This is a genomic window from Solidesulfovibrio alcoholivorans DSM 5433 (assembly GCF_000702665.1).
GTDB classification, from domain to species: Bacteria; Desulfobacterota; Desulfovibrionia; order Desulfovibrionales; family Desulfovibrionaceae; genus Solidesulfovibrio; species Solidesulfovibrio alcoholivorans.
On sequence record NZ_JNJA01000004.1, the window covers coordinates 313,911 to 334,668 of the forward strand.

Consider the following 20,758-nt stretch of genomic DNA (forward strand, 5'->3'; position numbering starts at 1 on the left):
AGGTTTCGCGCGCATGTCCGTATCCGCCATCGAACGCCTGAGCGTCAGCCAGGCCATGACCTTGTGGGAAGGCGAGGACGTCTTCTCGCTCGGCAAAAAGGCCCACGCCGCAAGGCTCGCCCTGCATCCCGAGCCGGTCGTCACCTACATCGTCGACCGAAATATCAATTATACCAACGTATGCGCCTGCGGCTGCCGCTTCTGCGCCTTTTTCCGGCCGCCGGGACACGCCGAGGGCTACGTGCTCTCCCGCGAGCAGCTCGCGGCCAAGGTGGCCGAGACCGTGACGCTCGGCGGCTGGCAGATCCTGCTCCAGGGCGGCATGCACCCGGAATTGCCCCTGTCCTTTTACACGGACATGCTGGCGTTTCTGCGCGACCGCTTCCCGGAAGTGGCGGTGCACGGCTTCTCGCCGCCGGAGATCGTCTTCCTGGCCAAAATGGAAGGCCTGTCCATAGCCGAGGTGCTGGCCGAACTCAAGGGCGCGGGCCTTGCCTCCCTGCCCGGCGGCGGGGCGGAGATCCTGGCCGATGCCGTGCGCGGCAGCGTTTCGCCCAACAAATGCCCGGCCGATGCATGGATCGCAGTCATGCGCGAGGCGCATGGGCTGGGGCTTCGTACCACGGCGACCATGGTCCTCGGCCTTGGCGAGAGCCTGGAGCACCGCCTGGAGCATTTGTCGCGCATCCGCGATCTCCAGGACGAAACCGGCGGATTCACGGCGTTCATTCCCTGGACGTTCCAGCCCGGCAACACCGCGCTTTCCGTGCCCGAGACCTCGTCCTGGGAGTATCTGCGCTGGCTGGCGCTTTCGCGCCTCTTCCTCGACAACATCCCGAACATCCAGGCGTCCTGGGTGACGCAGGGGCCGCGCATCGGGCAGCTCGCGCTCTTTTACGGAGCCAACGACCTGGGCTCGACCATGATCGAGGAGAACGTGGTGGCCGCCGCCGGGGTCCATTTCCGCATGGAGGAAGAGGAACTGCGCCGGCTGGCCGTGGGCGCGGGGTTCAATCCCGTGCGGCGCAACATGGATTATACGCCCCACGACCCCGAGCCTGTCCCCCGGAGAAAGCTCGAGCCTCTTTTCTAGGGAACAGGGGAAATCAAAGGTGCGTCTTCTAGGAAAGCCCACGCCTTCCCCGAGGACGTGACGCCTAGGGTGCGCCCGCCTTTTTTTTGCCGCCGGGCCGGGCGGTTAAGCCCACGCCGCCAAGGGCCATGAACCCGCCGATCCATTGCGCGGGGGTGAGGGCCTCGTCCAGCATGACCCGAGCGAGCAGGCAGGCGAAGACGGGAATGAGGTTGATAAACGCCGCCGCCTTGGCCGCCGGGGCGCGGCTGACGCCGTAATTGTAGAGCCCGTAGGCCACGAAGGTGACGCCGAAGCCGAGGAAGACCACGGCCAGGGTGGGGCCGACCGCGAACGTCTGCGGCAGTGGGGCAAAGAGAAGAACCGGCGCGAAAAAGACCGTGCCGGTGAAGCTCTGCACGGCGGTGAGATAGAGCGGTCGATGCCGCGCCGCCAGGCGCTTGGCCGTGACGATGTAGCCTACCGCGCAGCACATGGCGAGAAATTCCAGGAAATTACCGGCGAAGGGATGGGGCGCATCCGCGGACGCCTGGCCCGAGGCGCTCATGACCGCGACCCCGGCCACGGCCAGGGTCAGGCCGGCCACGGCTTTCTTCTCGAGCTTTTCCTTGAGGAAAATTGCCGCCGCCACGGCCGTCAAAAGCGGCAGCAGGGCGGTGACCATGGCCGCCTGGGAGGCCTGGGTGAGCGTGAGCGCCTTGGCCTCGCACACGAAATACAGGCACGGCTCGCAAAAGGCCATGAAGACAAGCGCCGCCCAGTCGCCCTTGGCCGCGCGAAAGCCCCCCAGGCGACGCCACAGCAGCGCGAACACGAGCGACGCCAGGGCCATGCGGCAAAAGACCACCAGCAGCGGGGAATAGCCCTGCATGGCGATCTTCATGGCGATAAACGAACCGCCCCAAAGCAGCGTCGCCCCGACCAGGGCGAAAAAGGCCGGCCAAGCCAGCTGTGTGTTCGGCATCCCTTGCGTCCAACAGGCGAAGTTACGGCCGCCCCTGCAATCGGCCGCCGATTCGCGCGCCGATGCCAGCAACAGCCGGGAGGGCCGCTATACCCGGTTCCTCCCGGAATGCAACCCAAACGAACGGAGTCAGGATGTTTGAAGCTCTGGAACGTCTGCCGATTACTGAAATGCGCTCCCGCCACGCCAAATGCCGCGCCGCCCTGGCGGCGGTCGCGCCCGGGGCCGGGGGCCTGCTCGTTTTTGCGCGCCTGTCCATTTATTACCTGACCGGCTCGTGGGCCAACGGCGTGCTCTGGCTGCCGCTCGAGGGCGAAGCCGTGTTGTGCTGCCGCAAGGGCCGCAAGCGCGCCGAGCTGGAATCACCGCTTACGCATATCGTTTCTTTCCGCTCTTTCGGCGATCTGGCCGGGTTGTGCGCGGCCGCGGGCAGCCCCCTGGCCGATGTCTGCGCCGCCGAGCAGTCGGGCCTGCCCTGGAACCTGGCGCAGCTTCTCACCTCGCGCCTGCCGGACGTCTCCTTCGTGCCGGGCGACGCCGCCCTGGCCGTGGCCCAGGCGCAAAAGTCCGCATGGGAGCTGACGAAAATCCGCCTGTGCGGCGCACGCCACGCCAAAGGGCTCATGGAACTACTGCCCGCGACCATCGCCCCGGGTATGAGCGAGCGGGAGATCGCGCGCAAGTGCTGGGACGCCTTCTTCGACCTGGGACACCAGGGCATGTTGCGCATGGGCAGCGGCGACGAGATTTTTCTCGGACACATCGCGGCCGGGGACAGTGGCAACTACCCGAGCGTGTTCAACGGCCCGGTGGGGCTTCGCGGCGAACACCCGGCCCTGCCGTTTTCCGGCTACGCCGGCAAGGTCTGGAAAAAGGGCGAGGTCCTCACTATTGACAACGGCTTTTCCCTGGAAGGCTACGCCACGGACAAGACACAGGTCTATTTCGCGGGCAAGCAAGCCGACATCCCCGAGGCGGTACGGCGCGGCCACGACCTGTGCGTCCGCGTGCAGCAGGCCGCGGCCGAGCGCCTCAAGCCCGGGGCGATTCCGAGCGAACTCTACGCCCTGGCCTTGTCCATGGCCGAGCAGGAAGGCCTGACCGAAGGGTTCATGGGCCTTGGCGAAAACAAGGTCCGCTTCCTCGGCCACGGCATTGGCCTTCTCATCGACGGCTGGCCGGTTCTGGCCAAGGGTTTCGACACGCCGCTGGAGGCGGGCATGACGCTCGCACTCGAGCCCAAGTTCGGCATCGCCGGGGTCGGCATGGTCGGCGTCGAGAACACCTTCGAGGTGACCGAAGCCGGGGGCGTGTGCCTGACCGGCGACGACTATTCCATTCTCTGCGTCGAATAATCCATGCGGCTGCCGCCGGTCAGACCTTCTGCTCCACGGCCATGAAGCAGGGGATGCACAGGGTCTGGCCGGCGAAGCGCCGCGAACGCGACTCCATCATGGTTTCGCCGCAGTGGGCGCAGGTCAGGCTCGACAGGATGGCAGCGCGGCGCGGGGTCGGCGTTTGCGGCGTGGTGCGGCTGAAGAGTTCCTCGGGATCGCGCGCGAGCATGCGCGCGGCGCAGCGCGCGGCGAGCTCGGGGAGCATGGCCTTGGCCTGCGCGTCGTCCGGCGCGGTGTTCAGTCTTTCGCGCACGGCGGCGAATTCGGGATCGACCAGGGCATGGAGGTCCGGCCGCACGAGCAAGCGCACGCTTTCGCCGTCGCGGCGGCGGAAAAACGTGAAAGCGGCCTTGCCGTAGTCGCGGTGCACGAGGTTGCCCTTGCCGAAGGTGCAGCCCATGAGCGCCTGGATGGCGTCCACGGCGCACATGTCCGTCTCGACCACGGCCACCACGTCCTCGTCGCTGTCATGGCCGCAGACGGCGAGGCCGATGCGCGCGGCCTGGATGCCGATGGCCAGCCCCGGGCACATGTGGCCGTGAAAATCCCGGGCCCGTTCGGTCAGGGCCGCAACATCCGCTCTTTCCATTCCGCTTCTCCTTTCACTTCTTGCCGAAGTCTTCAAGAAACGCCGGCTTCTGTCCCAGGGGGCCGAAATCCTGCGCCATTTGCGCGTAGACCGGCTTGCCGACCAGGAACGTGTAGACAACATTCGCCTTTTGCGCCGGATCGACGTCGGCGAACGCCTCGGGGTACAGGACCTTGCCGGCCGCGTAGGCGTCCACGACGATGGTGTCGAGGTTCGTCAGGTAGTTGGTGAAGGGGTAGAGCACGTAGGTCCGGCCCTGGCGCACGGCGCGCAGTGCGCCGAGAAATTCCGGCTGGCGCGCGGCCTCGTCCGCGACGAGGGACAGCCCGGCCGCGTCGATAAAGAGCACGTCCGGGTCGAAGGCCAGCAGCTGTTCGCGGTCGATGAAGGCGTGGCCGTCATCCGTGACGCGGCCGGCCAGGTTGTCCGCGCCGAGCCAGTCCAGGGGCGCGTAGGGATTGTCGGTGCTGCCCAGGCCATGGGTGCCGCGAAAGCCCGTGCCGCCGACGTAGACCGTGGGCTTGCGGAAACCGGGCTTGGCCATGCCCTTGGCCGCGCGGGCGCGCACGTCGGCTTCGGCGTCCTTGAGAAAGTTCTCCACGGCCCTGGCCCGATCGCCGACGCCGAGGATGGTTCCGGCCAGGAGCAGGGAATCGAAGACCTTCGGGTCGTAGCGGGCGAACTTGCCGTAGCTGAGCGCCACGACCGGAATGCCGATTTTTACCTGCAGAGCCTGGGCCACGGGTCCGTCCATGGCCGAAGTGAAGACGACCTGCGGTTTGACGGCGAGCAGCGCCTCGAGATCGGGTTCCTGGTTGATGCTCTTGGGGCCGCCGGGGCCGATGACGGGCAGGGCAAGCAGCTCGGGATGGGCCAGGCGGTAGGGCCGGCCGGTCTTCTGGGCGATTTCGAAGCGCTCGATGCCAACCACCCGGTTGGTGGCCTCGAGAAAGGCGATCAGGCGCAGGCAGCCCGGCCCCAGGCAGACGATGCGCGACGGATCGTCGGGAACTTCCACCTGCCGGCCTGCCGCATCCGTGACGGATCGCGCGGCCGCCGTCTGCGCGGCCGCAAGCAGGGCAGCGCAAGCCAAAAGACACATAAGCACCCGAAGCATTCGAGACATCACTTCCCTCTCCGATCGGTGTTGCACGCGTCTGGGCCCCATGCCCTTTCCCCCATCGGGGAGGGTCCGGGAGGGGATCATCCCCTCCCGGCCGCCGGAGGCCTCTTCCTTCTTCCCTCTCCCCTTTCCCCCTACGCCGCGTCGGCCACGCGCAGGGGGGCGGCGACGGGATGGCCGCCCACTTCGCCGAGGGCCACTTCCACACCGTAGACTTCGCGCACGATTTCGGGGGTGAGCCCGGCCCGGTCCACCCGGGCCTTGATGCGCCCGGCGGCGAGCAGCACGAAATCGTCGGCGAAGCGCATGGCCTGGGACAGGTCGTGGAGCACGGCCGCCGCGGCCACGCCGTTAGCCGTCACGGCGGCGCGGACGATGTCGAAGACTTCCAGCGTGTTTTTCAGGTCGAGGCTCGCGGTCGGTTCGTCGAGGAGCAGGGCGTCGGGTTCCTGGGCCAGGGCCCGGGCGATGGCGGTCTTCTGGCTCTCGCCGCCGGAAAGCTCGTCCAGGCGGCGGAAAGCCAGGTCGGCGAGATGCAGGGCGCCAAGCACCGCCTCGACCCGGGCGAGGTCGCGCCGCCCCGGCCGCAGCCCCATGTGCGGCCGCCGTCCGAGGAGCACGGCCTCGAACACGGTCAGGCGTTCGGCCTGCTGCGACTGGGGTACGTAGGCGATGGCCCGGGCCGCCTCGCGGCGGGAAAATTCCCGCAGGTCGCGCCCGCCGAGGCGCACGCAGCCGCGACCCGGGCGGACGAGGCCCCCCAGGCAGCGCAGCAGTGTGGTCTTGCCCGCGCCGTTTATGCCCAGGATGGCGGTGACGCGCCCCGGCGTCAGGGCGAGGCTCACGTCGCCGAGGACCGGGCGGCCGTTGTAGGCGAAGCGGACGTTTTCTGCGGCAAGGCTCATGATCGACCTCCGCGAAGCAACAGGAAAAGGAAAAGCGGCGCGCCCATGAACGAGGTGAGCACGCCCACGGGCAGCACGCCCGTCCCGGCGAGCAACCGGCCGGCGGTGTCCGCGCCAAGAAGCAGCAGCGCGCCCCAGAGCCCGGCGTGTACGACCAACGGCCCATGGTCCGCGCCCGTGGTGCGCCGGGCGATGTGCGGCGCGAGCAGCCCGAGAAAGGCGATGACCCCGCACACGGCGACCACCACGCCCGTGCACAGCGCCGCCAGTCCCATGCCCCACAGGCGCAGCCTGCGCGTGGCCACGCCTACGCTTGCGGCCACGTCGTCGCCGGCCAAAAGCGCGTTCAAGTCCTGGCGCGCCAGCAGGCACATGCCGGTGACGCCCCCGGCGGCCGCGGCCATGGCCGCAATTTGCGGCCAGCGCGCCCGGGAGACGTCGCCGAAGGTCCAGAAGACGATGGCCGCGAGTTGCAGTTCGTCGGCGAAGAACTGGATGAGGATCGTGCCGGCGGTAAAAAGCGAGGAAAGGGCCACGCCGCAGAGTATGATGGCCTGGGGCCCCAGCCGACGCAGCAGAGCCAGGGCGGAAACGATGGCCGTTGCGGCAAGGGCTCCGGCAAAGGCGCAAAGCGACGTGGCGAACACGCCGCTTATGCGCGCCGTTTCCCCGGCCGTGGCGAACAGCGCATTGGCCGAGAAGCTCCCCGCACCGAGAAAGACGATGCCGCAGGCCGCGCCGAAAGCCGCGCCGTGGCTGATGCCCAGGGTGAACGGTGAGGCCAGGGGATTGCCGAGCAGGCTCTGGATGACCACGCCGGAAACGGCAAGGCCGAAGCCGCCGGCCACGGCGGCCAGGATGCGCGGCAGGCGGATGCTGCGCACGACCACCGCTCCCGGACCGGTGTCCTGGCTGCACAGCGCGGCGAGCACCCGGCCCGGGGTCAGGTCGTAGCTGCCCGCCGCCAGGGCGTAGAGGGCAAGGAGGGTCAAGGCGGCGCACAGGCCGAGCGCCCGCAGCCCCAGAAGCCGCTGCCGGGCGAGATGCGTCGCGGCCAAGGACGGCACGGCCAGTGTGGAAGACGCCATGGCTTTTCGTATTACGAAATCCTCATCCATGCAACGTGTCGGCTACGTTTTATAATAATAGCCTTCTCGCGTAGGAAAAAAGGATAGGTATTGCCGAGACGTCAGGGTCGGATCCGGCGCGGCGCGGCAACGAGCGCCAGGCACAGGCCGAACAGGGCCAGTGCGGCCGGGAACAGGGGGCTTAAGCCAAGGTGCGGGGCGAAGATCTGCGCCAGCCCCGCCAGCCAGAGGCCGCAGACGAGGGAGGCGGCATGGGGCAGCCTGGCGTCAAGGAGCGCCAGGGCGGGGAAGACGAGCAGACCGGCGTCGTAGAAATAGGCATGGGGCGCGGCCAGGAGCAAGCCGGCGGCAGCCAGTCCCAGGCAGGGCAGGTCGAGGGAGCGTCCGCGCCTGCGCCAAAAAACGACGCCCAGGCAGGCCAGGACCGCGCACGCGGCACCAAGTCCCGCGGCAAGTCCCGCCCGGGGCCAGGCGGCAAGGAGATGGCGGGCGACGCCCGGGAAACTCACGGCCATTTCGCCTTCCATGCCAAGGGACGTGCGCACCACCCAGTCCGCGTAGCCGAGCCAGGCGGCGGGCCAGGACGGGCCGAAGAAGGCGGTGGCGCCGGCAAGGAGGACGGCGAGTCCCAGGCAGGCGAAAAGCGCCATGCGCGTGCGCCCGGCCAGGGCGTAGAGCGCAAGCAGCCCGAGGCCGAGCTGGGGCTTGAAGCACAGTGCCGCCAGGCAAAGCCCGGCGGCGACCATGCGGCCGCGCCGCTCGAAGCTCCAGGCGGCGGCGAAGAGGCACAGCGTCAGAGGCGTGTTCTGCCCGCCGAGCAGGGCGCGCAGGAGCGGATAGAAAAGGATGGCCGCGCAGACGACGGCTGCCGTGTACGGCGTGGCCCAGGGCAGGTCGCGGCAGACGATGCGCACGGCCAGGAAGAGCAGGCCGGCCATGACGGCGAGGTGCGCGGCAAAGGCCGGGCGGTAGGGCAGGGCGGCGAGCAGGGCGTAGGGCAGGGCGAACTGGGGCGGATAAGCGAAGGGCACGAACACGTCGCCGGCGGCGTCCGGCATCAGGTCGCACTCGGCGGCGCGCTGTACGGCCGGGTCGTAGAGCCGCTCCGCCTGGCCGGCAAGCACGATGCGCCCGGCGGCGTAGAATTCGGCGAAATCGCCGCCGAGCCTGCCGGAGACGACCCTGGCCCCGGAGCCGGTGCACAGGACGAAAAGCAGGGCCAGACCCATGGCCGCGAGCAGGAGGCGCGGGTAGACTCGAAGCCGCCAGGGCGTGAGCCAGGACGCGGTCACGGCCGTTCCCGGAGAAAATCCGCCGGTCCGAGCACGGCGCGTACCGGCGAGGCCTCGGCTTCGGGAACGTGCAGCGGCGGGCAGGAAAGCAGGTAGCGTCCTGGCGCGACGTCGGCCAGGAAAAGCCCTTCCAGAATGAGCACGCCGGCTTCGAGGAGGATGTGGTGGACCGGAAAGGCCGGGTCGTCCAGGGGCTCGACGCTTAAGGCGTCGATGCCGACGAGGGCGAGGCCCTGCCGGGCGCAACGCGCGGCCAGCGCCGGGGTCAGGGCGGCGAAGGATTCGGGAAAAGCGGGACCGAGAAAGGCGCGCGTTGCGGAATTGACCGTGCGAAAGAGCACGGCCTCGCCCGGGGCGGCGTCTGCGACGAGGGCGGCGTCCAGCAGTTCCGGGCCGAGCGCCAGGGAGTCGCCGGTGTCGACGACGCGCGCCGGCAGGAAGAACGCCGCAGCCGGATAGTCGCCGGCGCGGCGGCCGCCGGGGAGGAAATGGGCGGGGAAGTCGAGGTGCGTGCCGGCGTGGGCGGAAAGGCTCCAGGACGCGGCCTCGCAGCCGTCGGCCTCACGGGAGAGGAACAGTTCGCGGCGAAACGGCGGGTCGCCGGGGATGCCGGGGAGCGCGGCGGACAGGGGCAGCGAAACGTCGCGCCACAGCGCCCGCCGCGCGGTGTCGTCCCTGCCCGGCATCAGCCTTCCATCTTGAATGTGATCAGCGCCAGGAACGCACCCTGCGGGTCGCCGACAACGCAGAAGCGGCCCACGCCCGGGATGTCCATGGGCTCCTTGTAGACGGAGCCGCCGAGCGCCACGGCCTTTTTCGCCGCGGCGTCCACGTCGTCCACGTTGACGTAGCTGCCCCAGACCGGCGGCATGGGGCCGGCCTCGGGCGGCATGGCCATCATACCGCCGACGGGCGTGTCGCCGACCTTGAGCAGCGTGTAGGTCATGCCCATTTCGGGCATGGGCTTGTCCTCGGCGGTCCAGCCGAGCAGTCCGGTGTAGAAGGCCTTGGCGGCCTCCACATCCGTGGTCATCAGTTCGTTCCAGCTGAAAAAACCCGGTTTCAGATACGGTTCGTCCATGGTCGCGCCTCCTTCGGGGGTGTCGGGGCCAGTCGGCCAGGGTCGCCTTGGCATAGCGGCATCCCGGGCGTCTGGCAACGGTCGGGACAGCATTGTCGCAGCGCCGCCGGAACGCGGGCAAAAAAAAGCCCCCGCACGAGGCGGGGGCGAAAACGGCGGGGTTGTCGAACGTGCGTTACTTCTGGGCGACGTGGCAGCCGTTGTTGGAGCAAGGGGCCACGGAAAGGGGCTTCTGGCCCTTTTCCTTGCGGGCGATGTTGGTCTTCATGTGACAGCCCAGGCAGCTGTTCTCGGCGTTCTTGTCGTGGAAGGCGCGGAAATAGGAAGTGGGTTCCTGACGCTCCTTGAGGTTGTCATGGCAACCCTCGGTGGCGCAGCCCTCGATCTTGCCTTTGCCGTCCCACATGTGGTGGCAGGTGCCGCAGGCGATGTTGCCGTGCTGGCCATGGGAGAACGAAACCGGCGCGAAGCTGGTCTTGAGCACCCCGGACGGACGTTTGAAGGTAAGGGTCAGGGGGTAGCACAGCTCGGACTTGGCGTCGACGATCGGGCTGTACTTGCCGCCATCGGCCACGGCAACGGTAGCCAGGGCCAGGATGAACATCGAACCGACCAACATGGAAAGCATGACCTTGGAACGCATCCAACTCCCTCCTTAAAGCTCCAAGAAACGGTAAAAGGACCTAGCCGCTGCAAATATACAGGCGGCAGCCGCAGGCGTAGCCCCGCCGCCGTAATTCAAGTGAAAAGCGTAAAATTTCACAAATCGGAAGTCAACAGATTTCGCGCAAAAACTGTCGTCCTCATCGGACGCGACGGCCCCCGCGTCCGGGCTGCCGGAAACCGCGGGGGGCCGTGGGAAAGGGCCGAAACAGAGGGCCGGGCGTCAGTCCTGGCAGTCCTGGCAGTCCTGGCAGCCCTGGCAGTCGAGCTTTTCGTTGGCTTCGAGGGCGTCCATGAGGTCGAGGCTCAGGCGAATGAAATCCGACGCGGTGAGGATGCCGACGAGCTTGCCGCTCTCGACCACGGGCAGGCAGCCGTATTTCTGGGTGAGCAACACCTCGGCCGCCTGGCGCAAGGGCAGTTCCGGGGTAGCCATGGCCACGTCGGCGCGCATGACTTCGTGGATGGGAATCCCGCCGTAGATTTCTTCCTGTGTGGCCTGATCGATATCGGCCAAGCGGGAGACGGAGGCGGCCAGGAGGTCGCGGTGGGTTAAAAGGCCCACGAAAGCCCCGGCGGCGTCGACGATGGGCAGGTGGCGGATGCGCGCCTGCTCCATGGCCTTCTGGGCCTCGAGCAGGGAGTCGCTGTCGCGCAGGGCGATGATGTCTTCGGTCATGAGGTCGCGGGTGGTGAGCATGGATGCCTCCTTGATACATCGCAAATGGCATTGCAAACACCCGCCTGTCAAGGCTCGGGCGGTTGACTTGGCTGGCGGATTCTGGTTTCAAAAATGGAGCGTGCCGCCATGCGCGCAAGCCCTGGCGTCGGTTCGGGGAAAGGGCGAAAATGAACGGACCTGGGCCGAAAATCGACTTCAAGCGCAATCGCGACCGCATGGTCCGGGACCAGATCGAGGCGCGGGGCGTCTCCGATCCCGAGGTGTTGCGGGCCATGCGCAAGGTGCCCCGCCACCTTTTCGTGGAAGAGGCGCTCATTCCCCAGGCCTACGAGGACCATCCCCTGCCGCTCGGGCACGGGCAGACCATTTCCCAGCCCTACGTCGTGGCCTGGATGACGGAACTGCTCGAGGTCTCGCGGGGGCTGCGCGTGCTGGAGATCGGCACCGGCTCGGGCTACCAGGCCGCGGTGCTGGCGGAACTGGGCGCGTACGTCTTTACGGTGGAGCGTGTGCGGCCCCTGTACGAGGCGGCGCGGCGACGGCTCGAGGGCCTGCGCTACCTGAAGGTCCGCTTCAAGCTCGACGACGGCACCCTGGGCTGGCCCGACGAAGCGCCTTTCGACCGCATCGTGGTCACGGCCGGGGGGCCGCGCATCCCCGAGCCGCTTCTCGCGCAGCTTGCGGACCCCGGACGCATGGTCATTCCCGTGGGCGCGTCCCGGCGCAGCCAGGAGCTGCATGTGGTGCGCAAGGAAAACGGACGCATCCTTGCGCGCAAGCTCGGCGACGTCATGTTCGTCGATCTCGTCGGCGCCCACGGCTGGTAGGGCCCGACAAGGGAGAAAGGAACCCGGATGCAAACCCTGACCGATTGTTCCGGCCGCGGGGACGACGCCCGCGACGCCCGCGACAGCCGTATCGGTGCGACGCTCGGCAAGATCCGCTACAAACTCTTCGTCATGAGCGGCAAGGGCGGCGTGGGCAAAAGCTCCGTGGCGGTCAACGTGGCCCGGGCCCTGGCCGACGCCGGCTCCCGGGTGGGCCTGCTCGACGTGGACCTGCACGGCCCGAGCGTCGCGCGCATGCTCGGCATCACGGGCGCGCTTGAGGCCGGCCGCGACGCGCCGCTTGCGCCCAGGCGCGCGGGCGGCAACCTGCTCGTGGTCTCCATGCAGTCCCTGCTCGAGGACCCCGATCAGGCGGTCCTGTGGCGCGGCCCCATGCGCACCACGGCCATCCGCCAGTTTTTGGCCGACGTGGACTGGGGCGAGCTCGACTATCTCGTCATCGATTCCCCGCCCGGCACAGGCGACGAGCACCTGACCGTGCTCAAGACCGTGCGCGACGCCCTGTGCCTGCTCGTGACCACGCCCCAGGAAGTGTCCCTGGCCGACGTGCGCAAGACCATCAATTTCCTCCAGTACGCCAACGCCAACATCCTCGGCGTGGTGGAGAACATGAGCGGGCTCGTCTGCCCCTATTGCCACAAGGAAATCGCGTTGTTCAAAAAAGGCGGCGGCGAGGCCCTGGCCCGGGCGTACGGCCTGGACTTCCTCGGCGCGGTGCCGCTCGACCCGGCCACGGTGGTCGCGGGCGACCTGGGGCTGCCGGTGGTGTCCCTGGACGAGGACTGTCCGGCCAAGACCGCGTTTGCGGCCTTGGCGCAAAACGTGGCCGCCGCCTGCCGCGAAAGCCTCGAGGCGGCGTCCTCGCCCTGTCCGTAAGAAAGCGCGGCATCGCTCAAGCGGCGTCCCTCCCGCCGGCAGGCGGGGAGGGCGGCGCGGCGAAAGGCTTTACGCCGGCCGGGGATTGCTTTACACGCCTGCCAGCAAGCCGTAACAAAAAGGCCAAACGACGATGTTCAATCTCGCCAACAACCTGACGCTGGCCCGGATCGGGGCTGTGCCCATCCTGGTCGTGCTGCTGTATTTTCCCGGCAGGGGCACGTGCCTGGCCGCGCTGCTGTTCTTCATCGCCGCGTCGGTGACCGATATCGTGGACGGCGCCGTGGCCCGGCGGCAAAACCTCGTCACGACCATCGGCAAGTTTCTCGACCCCCTGGCCGACAAGCTGCTCGTGAGTTCGGTGCTGATCATGCTCACGCATCTGGGCTGGGTCGAGGCCTGGGTGGCCGTGATCATCATCGGCCGGGAGATCGCCGTGACGGGCCTGCGGGCCATCGCCGTGGACTACGGCGTGGTCATCAGCGCCGACCGCTACGGCAAGCTCAAGACCATCCTCCAGATGCTGGCCCTCTGTCCACTGCTGCTGCATTACCCCTGGTTCGGGCTCGACCCCGTGCCCCTCGGGCGGATCCTTTTGTATCTGGCCCTGGTTTTGACCCTTGTATCCGGGGGCAATTACTTTTATGTGTTCGGGAAGCAAGTGATGTGGTCCAAGGCCGCGGCCGGCAAGCAGTAGCGTTGGCCCCTTGCGGCAGATACGGCCTTTTTTTTAAAAAATAAATTTTGCCGCCATGTTGGCATGCAATAGGGATACCCCGGCTTCGCGAGCGCGCCACGAGGCCTCGCCCGCAAGACCCCACGAAAAAGCGCCATGAAACCCAAGAACACCTCCAAGCTGTCCACCAGGCGCCGGGTGCGCGCCGTGCGCCCGGGCGTGGGCAGGCAGGCGCGCGTCCCGTCGCGCCGCGACGAAAACCTGTCCGCGCGCATCGAGAACTGCCTGCACACCATCCTCGAACTGGAACCGGACCTCGAACGCCTCCAGTTCGGCCATTATCTTTTGCGCGACTTCAATATTCTCAAGATGTTCCTGTCCCATGTCGAGGAAATCGACGTCCAGGAACAGGATGTGGCCCGCATCGAGGCGGCCACGGAAAATTTTCTCAAGGAGCTCAAGGAGCCGCTCGAGCAGCAGGACTACAAACGCATGAAAAAATACGTCGTGCAATGACATGATCTGGCGACGGTTTCTTCTGACGGGGCTAATTTTCTTCAATATATTTCTGCTCTATAATCTCATATGGAGCGACAACGGCATTTTTGCTTATCTGGAGCTCAAATCCCGCCACGAACAGCTCAAGCAGCACCTCGAAACCGTCAACGAACATTCCCTGGACCTCAGCCAGGAGATCCGCTGGCTCAAGACCGATCGGGCCTTTACGGAAAAGATGGCCCGTTCCCAGATGAACTACCTCAAGGAAAACGAAATCCTCTACCAGTTTCCCAAGGACAAGCCGCAGGCCAAGGAAACGGAGGGAGGCAGGGCCGATGGCCAGTAAGATCGAACTCTACCGCGAAGTCCTGGAGATCGAGCCCAATTCCAAGGTGTTCTTTCCGCTGGCACGCGAACTGGCCGCCCTTGGCCGCGAGGACGAGGCCGCGGGCGTGCTGTCGCGCGGCATCGCCCAGCACCCCGACCATCTGGAAGCCAAGTTCTTCCTGATCGAGCTCCTTTCTCGCCTCGGGCGCGCGGGCGAGGCGGACGCGGTCTTTCGCGACGTCGGCAGCCTGCTTTCCCGCTATCCCGCGGTCTGGCTCCTGTGGTCGCGCACGGCCGCGGCACGGTCCCAGGACCCGGCCCTGGCCATGCTTTTTCTGGCCAACTATTTCCAGGACGAATCTCTGACCTGGGCCAAAGTCATGGAGCGGGGGCTGCAAAGCCTGCGCGGGGCCCAGCCCGTCGCCCCGGCCGCAACGCCTGTCGACGCCGGCGCCCAGGCCGCCCCGGAGCCCGCGCCCGCCCCGGCCCCGACAGCGCCGCCGGATGCGGTCGCGGCGGTTGCGTCCGAGCCCCAGGCCGAAGACGCCCCGTCCCTGCGCGGCGCGCGCGAGGTGATGGCGCTCGCCGCCGACCTCGTGGCCGCCGTCCCGGACCACGCCGAGAAAAATCGCAACCGGCCCGCCAAGGCCCGCGACACTGTGGTGCGCACCAAGACCATGGCCGCGCTTCTGGCCGACCAGGGCGATGTTGCCGGGGCGCGCCAAATCTATGACGAATTGCTGGCGCACCTGCCTGCCGGCCCCGAGCGGGACGAAATCGCGGCCCGTGCGGCCGCCCTTGACGCGGGCACATCTCCGGGGCATGCCCCTGAGGCGGACGCCGCGCCTGCCGGGGACGCCACCGGCCCCCGCAGGGCTGCGGGGCCTGCCAAACTGGTCAGCCTGCTCGAAGCCCTGGCCGGACGCCTGGACGCCCGGGCGCGGGGCTAGGGCGGCATCTGCGAAACCTCCATGCGTATTTTGTAAGGGATCGAGAATTTTTTTGTCTCTTGCCTTTAATGCCCATATCACGAAGCGCATGCACAAGACGGCAGGCTTGCACCCGCCGCGACAAGACACCAATCACCTGGAACATCGAGGGGAAACGGCCTTGAAACGAAGCCTGAACACGGCCTTGGCGGCCCTTTGTTGCCTTGTCTTCCTGACCGGGCTGACCGGCTGCGGCACCATGAAGACCACCTGGCGCGACACCAAGAAGCTCTACCGGACCTACGTCAACACCGACCCGACCATCGACTTCAGCGACCAGGGTATCACGGACAAGGGCCTGCAACGCCTCGCCGCTCTGTTCATGCCGGTGGACGAGCGCCTCATGGGCATGATGCGCGTGCTCGGCGCCCAGGACACGCCGCCGGAACCCGAATGGACCCAGGACTTCCTGACCCGCCATGACTGGCTGTCGAGCGTGGCCGTCATCGACACGAGCGGCGCGGTGCTCTCCCAGGTCCCGGCCGTTTCCATGCGTCCCCTGGATTACACCGGGTTGCTGGAATTCGGCGACCGCTACGCCAAGCGCCAGATGGGTGCGCAGGTCAAGACCGACGAGCTCGGCACCGTGGTCATGGTCGCCGCGCCTTATTTCAAGAACAACGAATACGCCGGCCTCGTGGTCGCGAGTTTCGATCCGCGCAATCTCGTCCGCTTCTCGCCCGAACCCGGCGCGCTCGTGGTGGCCTCCACCGAGGGCATGGTCTGGGGGGGCGACGGCGGGCAGGGCGAAGCCCTGGCCGGGCTCAAGTGGCAAGACATCCTCAAAGGCGCGGTGCAGGGCGAGATGAACGCCGCCGGCGGCCAGTACGCCTGGCAGGCCCGCTATGTGGGCCAGATGGAATTCGTCTACCTGACCGACGTGCGCGAGGCCAAGGCCGCCAAGCCCGCGCCCGCCAAACCCGCGCCCGAGGCGGCCCCGCCCGCGCCGGACGCCCAGCCTTCCGAGCCGCTGGGCGTTCCCATCACGCAGCCGGCGTCGTAACCGGACACACATGTACGCCGGCGGCCCGGGCCGCCGGCTTTTTCCTTGCGCAACCGCCGAAAATCTTGTGGGAACCGTGCCGCCATTGTAGAAGAACCGACAGCCGCCTGGAACAAGCGGGGCAACCACGTCGACCAAGCCCCAGGCCAAGGCGTCGGGAGGAGCCAGACATGCCGCAAGTCACCGTCACCGAACATCTCCTGTTGCACCAGAAGGAATCCCCCATGGCCTCGGGCCGGTTCACCCGGCTTCTCAACGAGCTGATCCTCGCGGCCAAGATCATCTCCCGGGAAGTGCGCAAGGCCGGCCTCGTGGACGTCCTCGGCTTCACCGGCGAGATCAACGTCCAGGGCGAGCAGGTCCAGAAACTCGACGAATACGCCAACAAGGTCCTCATCCACCGCATGGAGCGGGCAGGGGTGCTGTGCGCCATCGCCTCCGAAGAAAACGCCGACCTCGTGCGCATCCCGGACCAGTTCCCCAAGGGCGACTATTTTCTCATCTTCGACCCGCTGGACGGCTCGTCCAACATCGACGCCAACGTCAACGTGGGCACCATCTTCTCCATTTACCGCACCAAGCCCGGCTGCTCGGGCGACAACCTGTGCGACCTGCTCCAGCGCGGTTCCGAGCAGGTGGCGGCGGGGTATTTCCTCTACGGCACCTCCACGATGATGGTCTACACCACGGGCAAGGGGGTCCACGGCTTCACGCTTGACCCGAGCGTGGGCGAGTTCCTGCTCTCGCACCCCGACATCAGGATTCCCGAGACCGGCCGGGTCTATTCCGTCAACGAGGCCTACTGGAACTACTGGGACGGGCCGACCAAGGAAATCGTCAACTACTTCAAGGGCTCGGACAACCTGCGCGGCCAGCCCTACGGCGGGCGCTACATCGGCTCGCTGGTCGCGGACTTCCACCGCAACCTGCTCTACGGCGGCATTTTCCTCTATCCCGCCGACAGCCGCGATCCGAAAAAGCCCAAGGGCAAACTGCGGCTTCTGTGCGAGGCCTCGCCGCTTTCCTTCGTGTGCGAACAGGCCGGAGGCGCGGGCAGCGACGGCGAGCGCAACATCCTTTCCATCGAGCCCGAGGAATTGCACCAGCGCGTGCCGCTCTTCATCGGCAGCAAGAACGACGTGGCCAAGGTGACGGAGATCTACGCCCGCGCCCGCAAGGCCTAGCCGGCCGCGCATGCTGTGCCTCGGCATCGAGACCTCCTGCGACGAGACGGCCGTGGCGCTTTGCCGCGACGGCCGTCCCGTCCTGGAAAAGCTCGCCTCGCAGACCGACGTCCATACCCTGTTCGGCGGGGTGGTGCCGGAGCTCGCCTCGCGGGAGCACCTGCGCCGCATGGGGCCGCTTCTGCGCGCGCTTTTCGCGCAGTCCGGGCTTTCCATGGCCGACGTGGACGTCGTGGCCGTGGCCCGGGGGCCGGGGCTGCTCGGCAGCCTGCTCATCGGTCTGGCCACGGCCAAGGCGCTGGCACTTGGCGCGGGCAAGCCCCTTGTCGGCGTGAACCATCTGCACGCCCATCTCCTGGCCGCCGTCCTCGGGCGCGACGACGCGGCCTATCCGGCGCTCGGGCTGCTCGTTTCCGGCGGCCACACCCAGCTCGTACGCCTCGCCGGCCCCCTCGATTTCACGGTCCTCGGCCGCACCCTGGACGACGCGGCAGGGGAGGCCTTCGACAAGGCGGCGAAGTCCTTGAACCTTCCGTATCCCGGCGGCGTCTACGTCGATGTCCTGGGTGCCGGGGTCGAGGCCGACCAAGGCCTTTTCCCGCGCCCCTACCTCGACAACCGGAACCTGGATTTCAGCTTCAGCGGCCTCAAGACCGCCGTGGCCAACCATGTCGCCGCCCACCCGCAGCTGCGCGCGCCGGTCATGCCGACGCAGGCCGGCCCGGCGGATCCGGAATCCTGGCCCATGGAGCTGCGCCGGGTGTGCGCGTCCATCAATTTCGCCATTGCCGACACCTTGCGCGTGAAAGTCGAGCGGGCGCTGTCGGGGCCCGCCAAGGGAGCCGCTTCGCTGCTCGCGGCCGGGGGCGTGGCCGCAAACAGCCGCATCCGCGACATGCTCGCCGGCGTGGCCGCGCGGCATGGCGTGCCGCTTTATCTGCCGCCCAAGGCCCTTTGCGCCGACAACGCCACGATGATCGCGGCCGCCGGCTGTCGCCTTGCGGCGGCGGGGCTTTTTCACGATCTCTCCCTCGACGCCGTGCCGCGGGGCCGCAAGCTGCCCTGGGACTACCACGGGGCGGGGCGCGCGCCCGGCCCGGCATCGGTTGACAGCCGGCCCGAGCCGCAATAGGTTTTCATGGTTGCGGACTGCGCGGGGGTCTCGCTTAAGCGGGTCCCGTGTGTTCGCCTTCCACGGTCAGCGAAAAACCCGGCCGCTTTGCCGGCCGGCCACTACACAAAAGGAGCATGCCCATGGCCATTCAACTCAGCGATGCGAATTTCGAGGCCGAAGCCCTGCAGTGCGACCTGCCGGTCCTGGTGGACTTCTGGGCTCCCTGGTGCGGGCCCTGCCGGGCCATGGGGCCGGTCATCGACGAACTGGCCAACGAGTACACCGGCCAGGTCAAGGTGGCCAAGATGAACGTCGACGAGAATCCGAGCACCCCGAGCAAATACGGCATCCGCGCCATCCCCACCCTGATCCTTTTCAAGGGCGGCGAAGTGGTCGAGCAGATCACCGGCGCGGTCTCCAAGAGCAGCATCAAGGAAATGCTCTCCCAAAAGGCCCTGTAATCCATGAAACGCTATGACGCCGTCGTGATCGGGGGCGGCCCGGCCGGGATCACCGCCGCGCTGTATCTGGCGCGGTCCGACGTGTCCGTGGCCATGGTGGAAAAGCTGTCCCCGGGCGGACAGATGCTCATGACGCATCTGATCGAGAACTACCCGGGCTTTCCGGACGGCATCGAGGGCTGGAAGCTGGCCGATCTCATGGCCGCCCACCTCGGACATTACGACGTGGACCGCATCGGCGACGAGGTCCGGGCCATCGAAACCGTGGACGGCATGCACCGCATCACCGTCGGCGGCGAGACCATCGAGGCCACGGCCCTGGTCCTGTGCACCGGCGCCCGCTACAAGCGGGTGGGCATCCCGGGCGAGAAGGAATTTGCCGGCAAGGGCGTTTCCTACTGTGCGCTGTGCGATGGCAACTTCTTCCGGGGCCAGACCGTGGCCGTCATCGGCGGCGGCAATTCGGCCCTGGAGGAATCGCTGTACCTGTCGCGCCTGGTCAAAAAGCTCTACCTCATCCACCGACGCGACGACTTCCGCGGCCAGAAGTGCTACCAGGACCGCTGTTCCGTCAGTCCCGTCATCGAAATCCTGCGCTCCACCGTCGTGTGCTCCATAAGCGGCAACGACAGCGTGACCGGGATCGAGGTGCGCGACGTCAAGAGCGGCGACTGCCACACCATCCCCGTGGACGGCGTGTTCGTCTTCGTGGGCTTCGAGCCCCAGGGAGATTTCTATCCCGAAGGCCTCGAGCGGGATTCCGGAGGGTTCATCAAGACGGACGCGGAGATGCGCACCTCCGTTGCGGGCATCTTCGCGGCCGGGGACATCCGGTCCAAGTCCTGCCGCCAGGTGGCCACTGCCGTCGGCGACGGAGCCAGCGCCGCCCACGCCGCATACGCCTACATCAGTTCACGCTTCTCGCAAGGTTGACGACGGCCGGACCCGTCCCCTCCCTCGCCATGCGCCATGCGCCTCGCGAGGCGGCCGGACGGGTTCGGTTTTTTCCATTGTGCGCGTAAACCCCATCTGATAAGAGGACGCGCATCAAAACGCCTGACCGGCCGTTGCCCTTTGGCGGCGCCGCGTCCGACGCATGCCGCCCGGACAGCCGGGCTTATCCAGGATCATGCCATGAACGCGATGATGCGCCGCATTTTGCCTTTGTCCTTCCTGCTTCTCTTCCTCGGCGGTTGCGCCGGGCTCATGGACTACTATTTCCTGCCGCCGCCCGAGGACACCGCCCAGGAACTCTATGAAGCCGGGCGCGACGCCATGTCGCAAAAGGATTATTACGGAGCCATCGGCTATTTCATCAAACTCAAGGACCGCTATCCCTTCAGTCCTTATACGCCCATGGGCACCATCGCCCTGGCCGACGCCTATTTCCTGACCGAAGATTACGGTCCGGCCGCCGAAACGTACAAGGAATTCGAATCCGTGCATCCGCGCAGCGAAGAGATTCCCTACGTTCTGTACCAGATCGGCGTCTCCAACTTCAAACGCTCCGAATCCATCGATATGCCGCAAGGCAACCTCCAGGAAGCGCTCCAGTACTTCTACCTGCTCCAGCAGACCTTCCCGGACACCGACTACGGCAAGGAAGCCGCCGAGTACATTCGGCGCTGCCGCAAGCGCATGGCTGAGCACGAACTGTTCGTGGCCGATTTCTACTGGCGCACGGACCAGTACGGCGCGGCCTGGAAGCGCTACATGTACACGGCCGAGAACTTCAAGGACCTCGAAGAGGTTCTGGAGTACGCCAAGCTGCGCGCCGAACTCTCCTACCTCGAGTACCAGAAGACCCTGACCGAGGCCGAGCGGCGCAAGATCGAAGGCAGCTGGCGCAACTGGGCCAAACGCTGGCTGTAACCACCCGGCGCGGGGCGGCGCAATGCGCCCCGC

General features: G+C 67.1%; 24 protein-coding genes. 14 read left to right on the forward strand and 10 right to left on the reverse strand.

From position 1 onward, the window contains the following. The first annotated feature begins 13 nt into the window (after positions 1 to 13). Positions 14 to 1,093, forward strand: coding sequence for a cyclic dehypoxanthinyl futalosine synthase (mqnC, locus tag Q368_RS0109920; RefSeq protein WP_043785508.1), 1,080 nt, complete (start codon positions 14 to 16; stop codon positions 1,091 to 1,093). A gap of 64 nt (positions 1,094 to 1,157) precedes the next feature. On the opposite strand, the gene Q368_RS0109925 is transcribed toward mqnC, so the two are convergent. Then, on the reverse strand, positions 1,158 to 2,057 hold the full coding sequence (locus tag Q368_RS0109925) for a DMT family transporter (protein ID WP_029458916.1): 900 nt from the start codon (positions 2,055 to 2,057) through the stop codon (positions 1,158 to 1,160). Positions 2,058 to 2,191: 134 nt separating this feature from the next. Here Q368_RS0109925 and Q368_RS0109930 point away from each other — a divergent pair, with 134 nt between their 5' ends. Continuing rightward, complete coding sequence (locus tag Q368_RS0109930) at positions 2,192 to 3,412, forward strand: M24 family metallopeptidase (RefSeq protein ID WP_029458917.1); 1,221 nt, start codon at positions 2,192 to 2,194, stop codon at positions 3,410 to 3,412. Positions 3,413 to 3,431: 19 nt separating this feature from the next. Here the strand turns inward: Q368_RS0109930 and Q368_RS0109935 are convergent, their stop codons facing one another. From Q368_RS0109935 to Q368_RS0109975, 9 genes are all read right to left on the reverse strand, one after another. Then, complete coding sequence (locus tag Q368_RS0109935; RefSeq protein WP_029458918.1) at positions 3,432 to 4,043, reverse strand: FmdE family protein; 612 nt, start codon at positions 4,041 to 4,043, stop codon at positions 3,432 to 3,434. A 13-nt stretch (positions 4,044 to 4,056) separates the two neighbouring features. After that, positions 4,057 to 5,169 carry an ABC transporter substrate-binding protein gene (locus Q368_RS0109940; RefSeq protein WP_029458919.1) on the reverse strand — a complete coding sequence of 371 codons (1,113 nt, stop codon included), beginning with the start codon at positions 5,167 to 5,169 and terminating at the stop codon, positions 4,057 to 4,059. A 131-nt stretch (positions 5,170 to 5,300) separates the two neighbouring features. Further along, positions 5,301 to 6,071, reverse strand: a complete 771-nt coding sequence (locus Q368_RS0109945; RefSeq protein ID WP_029458920.1) for an ABC transporter ATP-binding protein — start codon at positions 6,069 to 6,071, stop codon at positions 5,301 to 5,303. Next, positions 6,068 to 7,159 carry a FecCD family ABC transporter permease gene (locus tag Q368_RS0109950; protein WP_029458921.1) on the reverse strand — a complete coding sequence of 364 codons (1,092 nt, stop codon included), beginning with the start codon at positions 7,157 to 7,159 and terminating at the stop codon, positions 6,068 to 6,070. Before Q368_RS0109950 ends, Q368_RS0109945 begins: the two co-directional genes overlap by 4 nt. A 101-nt stretch (positions 7,160 to 7,260) precedes the next feature. Further along, complete coding sequence (locus Q368_RS0109955; protein ID WP_029458922.1) at positions 7,261 to 8,451, reverse strand: glycosyltransferase family 87 protein; 1,191 nt, start codon at positions 8,449 to 8,451, stop codon at positions 7,261 to 7,263. Next, the gene (locus tag Q368_RS0109960) at positions 8,448 to 9,137 is read right to left on the reverse strand and encodes a cyclase family protein (RefSeq protein WP_029458923.1); all 690 of its coding nucleotides are present in this window, start codon (positions 9,135 to 9,137) and stop codon (positions 8,448 to 8,450) included. Before Q368_RS0109960 ends, Q368_RS0109955 begins: the two co-directional genes overlap by 4 nt. Further along, positions 9,137 to 9,532, reverse strand: coding sequence for a VOC family protein (locus Q368_RS0109965; protein ID WP_029458924.1), 396 nt, complete (start codon positions 9,530 to 9,532; stop codon positions 9,137 to 9,139). The genes Q368_RS0109960 and Q368_RS0109965 overlap by 1 nt, the downstream gene beginning before the upstream one ends. Positions 9,533 to 9,707: 175 nt before the next feature. Next, positions 9,708 to 10,175, reverse strand: coding sequence for a cytochrome c3 family protein (locus Q368_RS0109970; protein WP_029458925.1), 468 nt, complete (start codon positions 10,173 to 10,175; stop codon positions 9,708 to 9,710). Between the two features lie 243 nt (positions 10,176 to 10,418). Then, complete coding sequence (locus Q368_RS0109975) at positions 10,419 to 10,895, reverse strand: CBS domain-containing protein (RefSeq protein ID WP_029458926.1); 477 nt, start codon at positions 10,893 to 10,895, stop codon at positions 10,419 to 10,421. A 149-nt stretch (positions 10,896 to 11,044) separates the two neighbouring features. Here Q368_RS0109975 and Q368_RS0109980 point away from each other — a divergent pair, with 149 nt between their 5' ends. From Q368_RS0109980 to Q368_RS0110035, 12 genes are all read left to right on the forward strand, one after another. Then, complete coding sequence (locus Q368_RS0109980; protein WP_029458927.1) at positions 11,045 to 11,704, forward strand: protein-L-isoaspartate(D-aspartate) O-methyltransferase; 660 nt, start codon at positions 11,045 to 11,047, stop codon at positions 11,702 to 11,704. Positions 11,705 to 11,731: 27 nt separating this feature from the next. After that, complete coding sequence (locus Q368_RS0109985; protein ID WP_052360098.1) at positions 11,732 to 12,601, forward strand: Mrp/NBP35 family ATP-binding protein; 870 nt, start codon at positions 11,732 to 11,734, stop codon at positions 12,599 to 12,601. Positions 12,602 to 12,734: 133 nt separating this feature from the next. Then, positions 12,735 to 13,298, forward strand: a complete 564-nt coding sequence (gene pgsA, locus Q368_RS0109990; RefSeq protein ID WP_029458929.1) for a CDP-diacylglycerol--glycerol-3-phosphate 3-phosphatidyltransferase — start codon at positions 12,735 to 12,737, stop codon at positions 13,296 to 13,298. A gap of 135 nt (positions 13,299 to 13,433) precedes the next feature. Beyond that, complete coding sequence (locus Q368_RS0109995) at positions 13,434 to 13,793, forward strand: hypothetical protein (RefSeq protein WP_029458930.1); 360 nt, start codon at positions 13,434 to 13,436, stop codon at positions 13,791 to 13,793. A gap of 1 nt (position 13,794) precedes the next feature. Then, entirely contained in the window at positions 13,795 to 14,121 is a 327-nt protein-coding gene (locus tag Q368_RS0110000) for an FtsB family cell division protein (protein ID WP_029458931.1), read from the forward strand. Beyond that, positions 14,111 to 15,052, forward strand: a complete 942-nt coding sequence (locus Q368_RS0110005; protein ID WP_029458932.1) for a tetratricopeptide repeat protein — start codon at positions 14,111 to 14,113, stop codon at positions 15,050 to 15,052. Before Q368_RS0110000 ends, Q368_RS0110005 begins: the two co-directional genes overlap by 11 nt. Positions 15,053 to 15,212: 160 nt before the next feature. Beyond that, positions 15,213 to 16,094, forward strand: coding sequence for a hypothetical protein (locus Q368_RS0110010; protein WP_029458933.1), 882 nt, complete (start codon positions 15,213 to 15,215; stop codon positions 16,092 to 16,094). A 170-nt stretch (positions 16,095 to 16,264) separates the two neighbouring features. After that, positions 16,265 to 17,278: a class 1 fructose-bisphosphatase gene (gene fbp / locus Q368_RS0110015; RefSeq protein ID WP_029458934.1), complete on the forward strand. Its 1,014-nt coding sequence runs from the start codon at positions 16,265 to 16,267 to the stop codon at positions 17,276 to 17,278. A 10-nt stretch (positions 17,279 to 17,288) separates the two neighbouring features. Further along, a complete protein-coding gene (gene tsaD, locus Q368_RS0110020; protein ID WP_029458935.1) occupies positions 17,289 to 18,410 on the forward strand; it encodes a tRNA (adenosine(37)-N6)-threonylcarbamoyltransferase complex transferase subunit TsaD in 1,122 nt (373 codons plus the stop codon). 122 nt (positions 18,411 to 18,532) lie between these two features. Beyond that, the gene (trxA, locus tag Q368_RS0110025) at positions 18,533 to 18,853 is read left to right on the forward strand and encodes a thioredoxin (RefSeq protein WP_006918681.1); all 321 of its coding nucleotides are present in this window, start codon (positions 18,533 to 18,535) and stop codon (positions 18,851 to 18,853) included. Positions 18,854 to 18,856: 3 nt separating this feature from the next. After that, positions 18,857 to 19,786 (forward strand): thioredoxin-disulfide reductase, encoded by a 930-nt coding sequence (trxB, locus tag Q368_RS0110030; protein ID WP_029458936.1) that lies wholly within the window; start codon positions 18,857 to 18,859, stop codon positions 19,784 to 19,786. 201 nt (positions 19,787 to 19,987) lie between these two features. Continuing rightward, positions 19,988 to 20,725: an outer membrane protein assembly factor BamD gene (locus Q368_RS0110035; RefSeq protein WP_029458937.1), complete on the forward strand. Its 738-nt coding sequence runs from the start codon at positions 19,988 to 19,990 to the stop codon at positions 20,723 to 20,725. Positions 20,726 to 20,758: the final 33 nt, after the last annotated feature.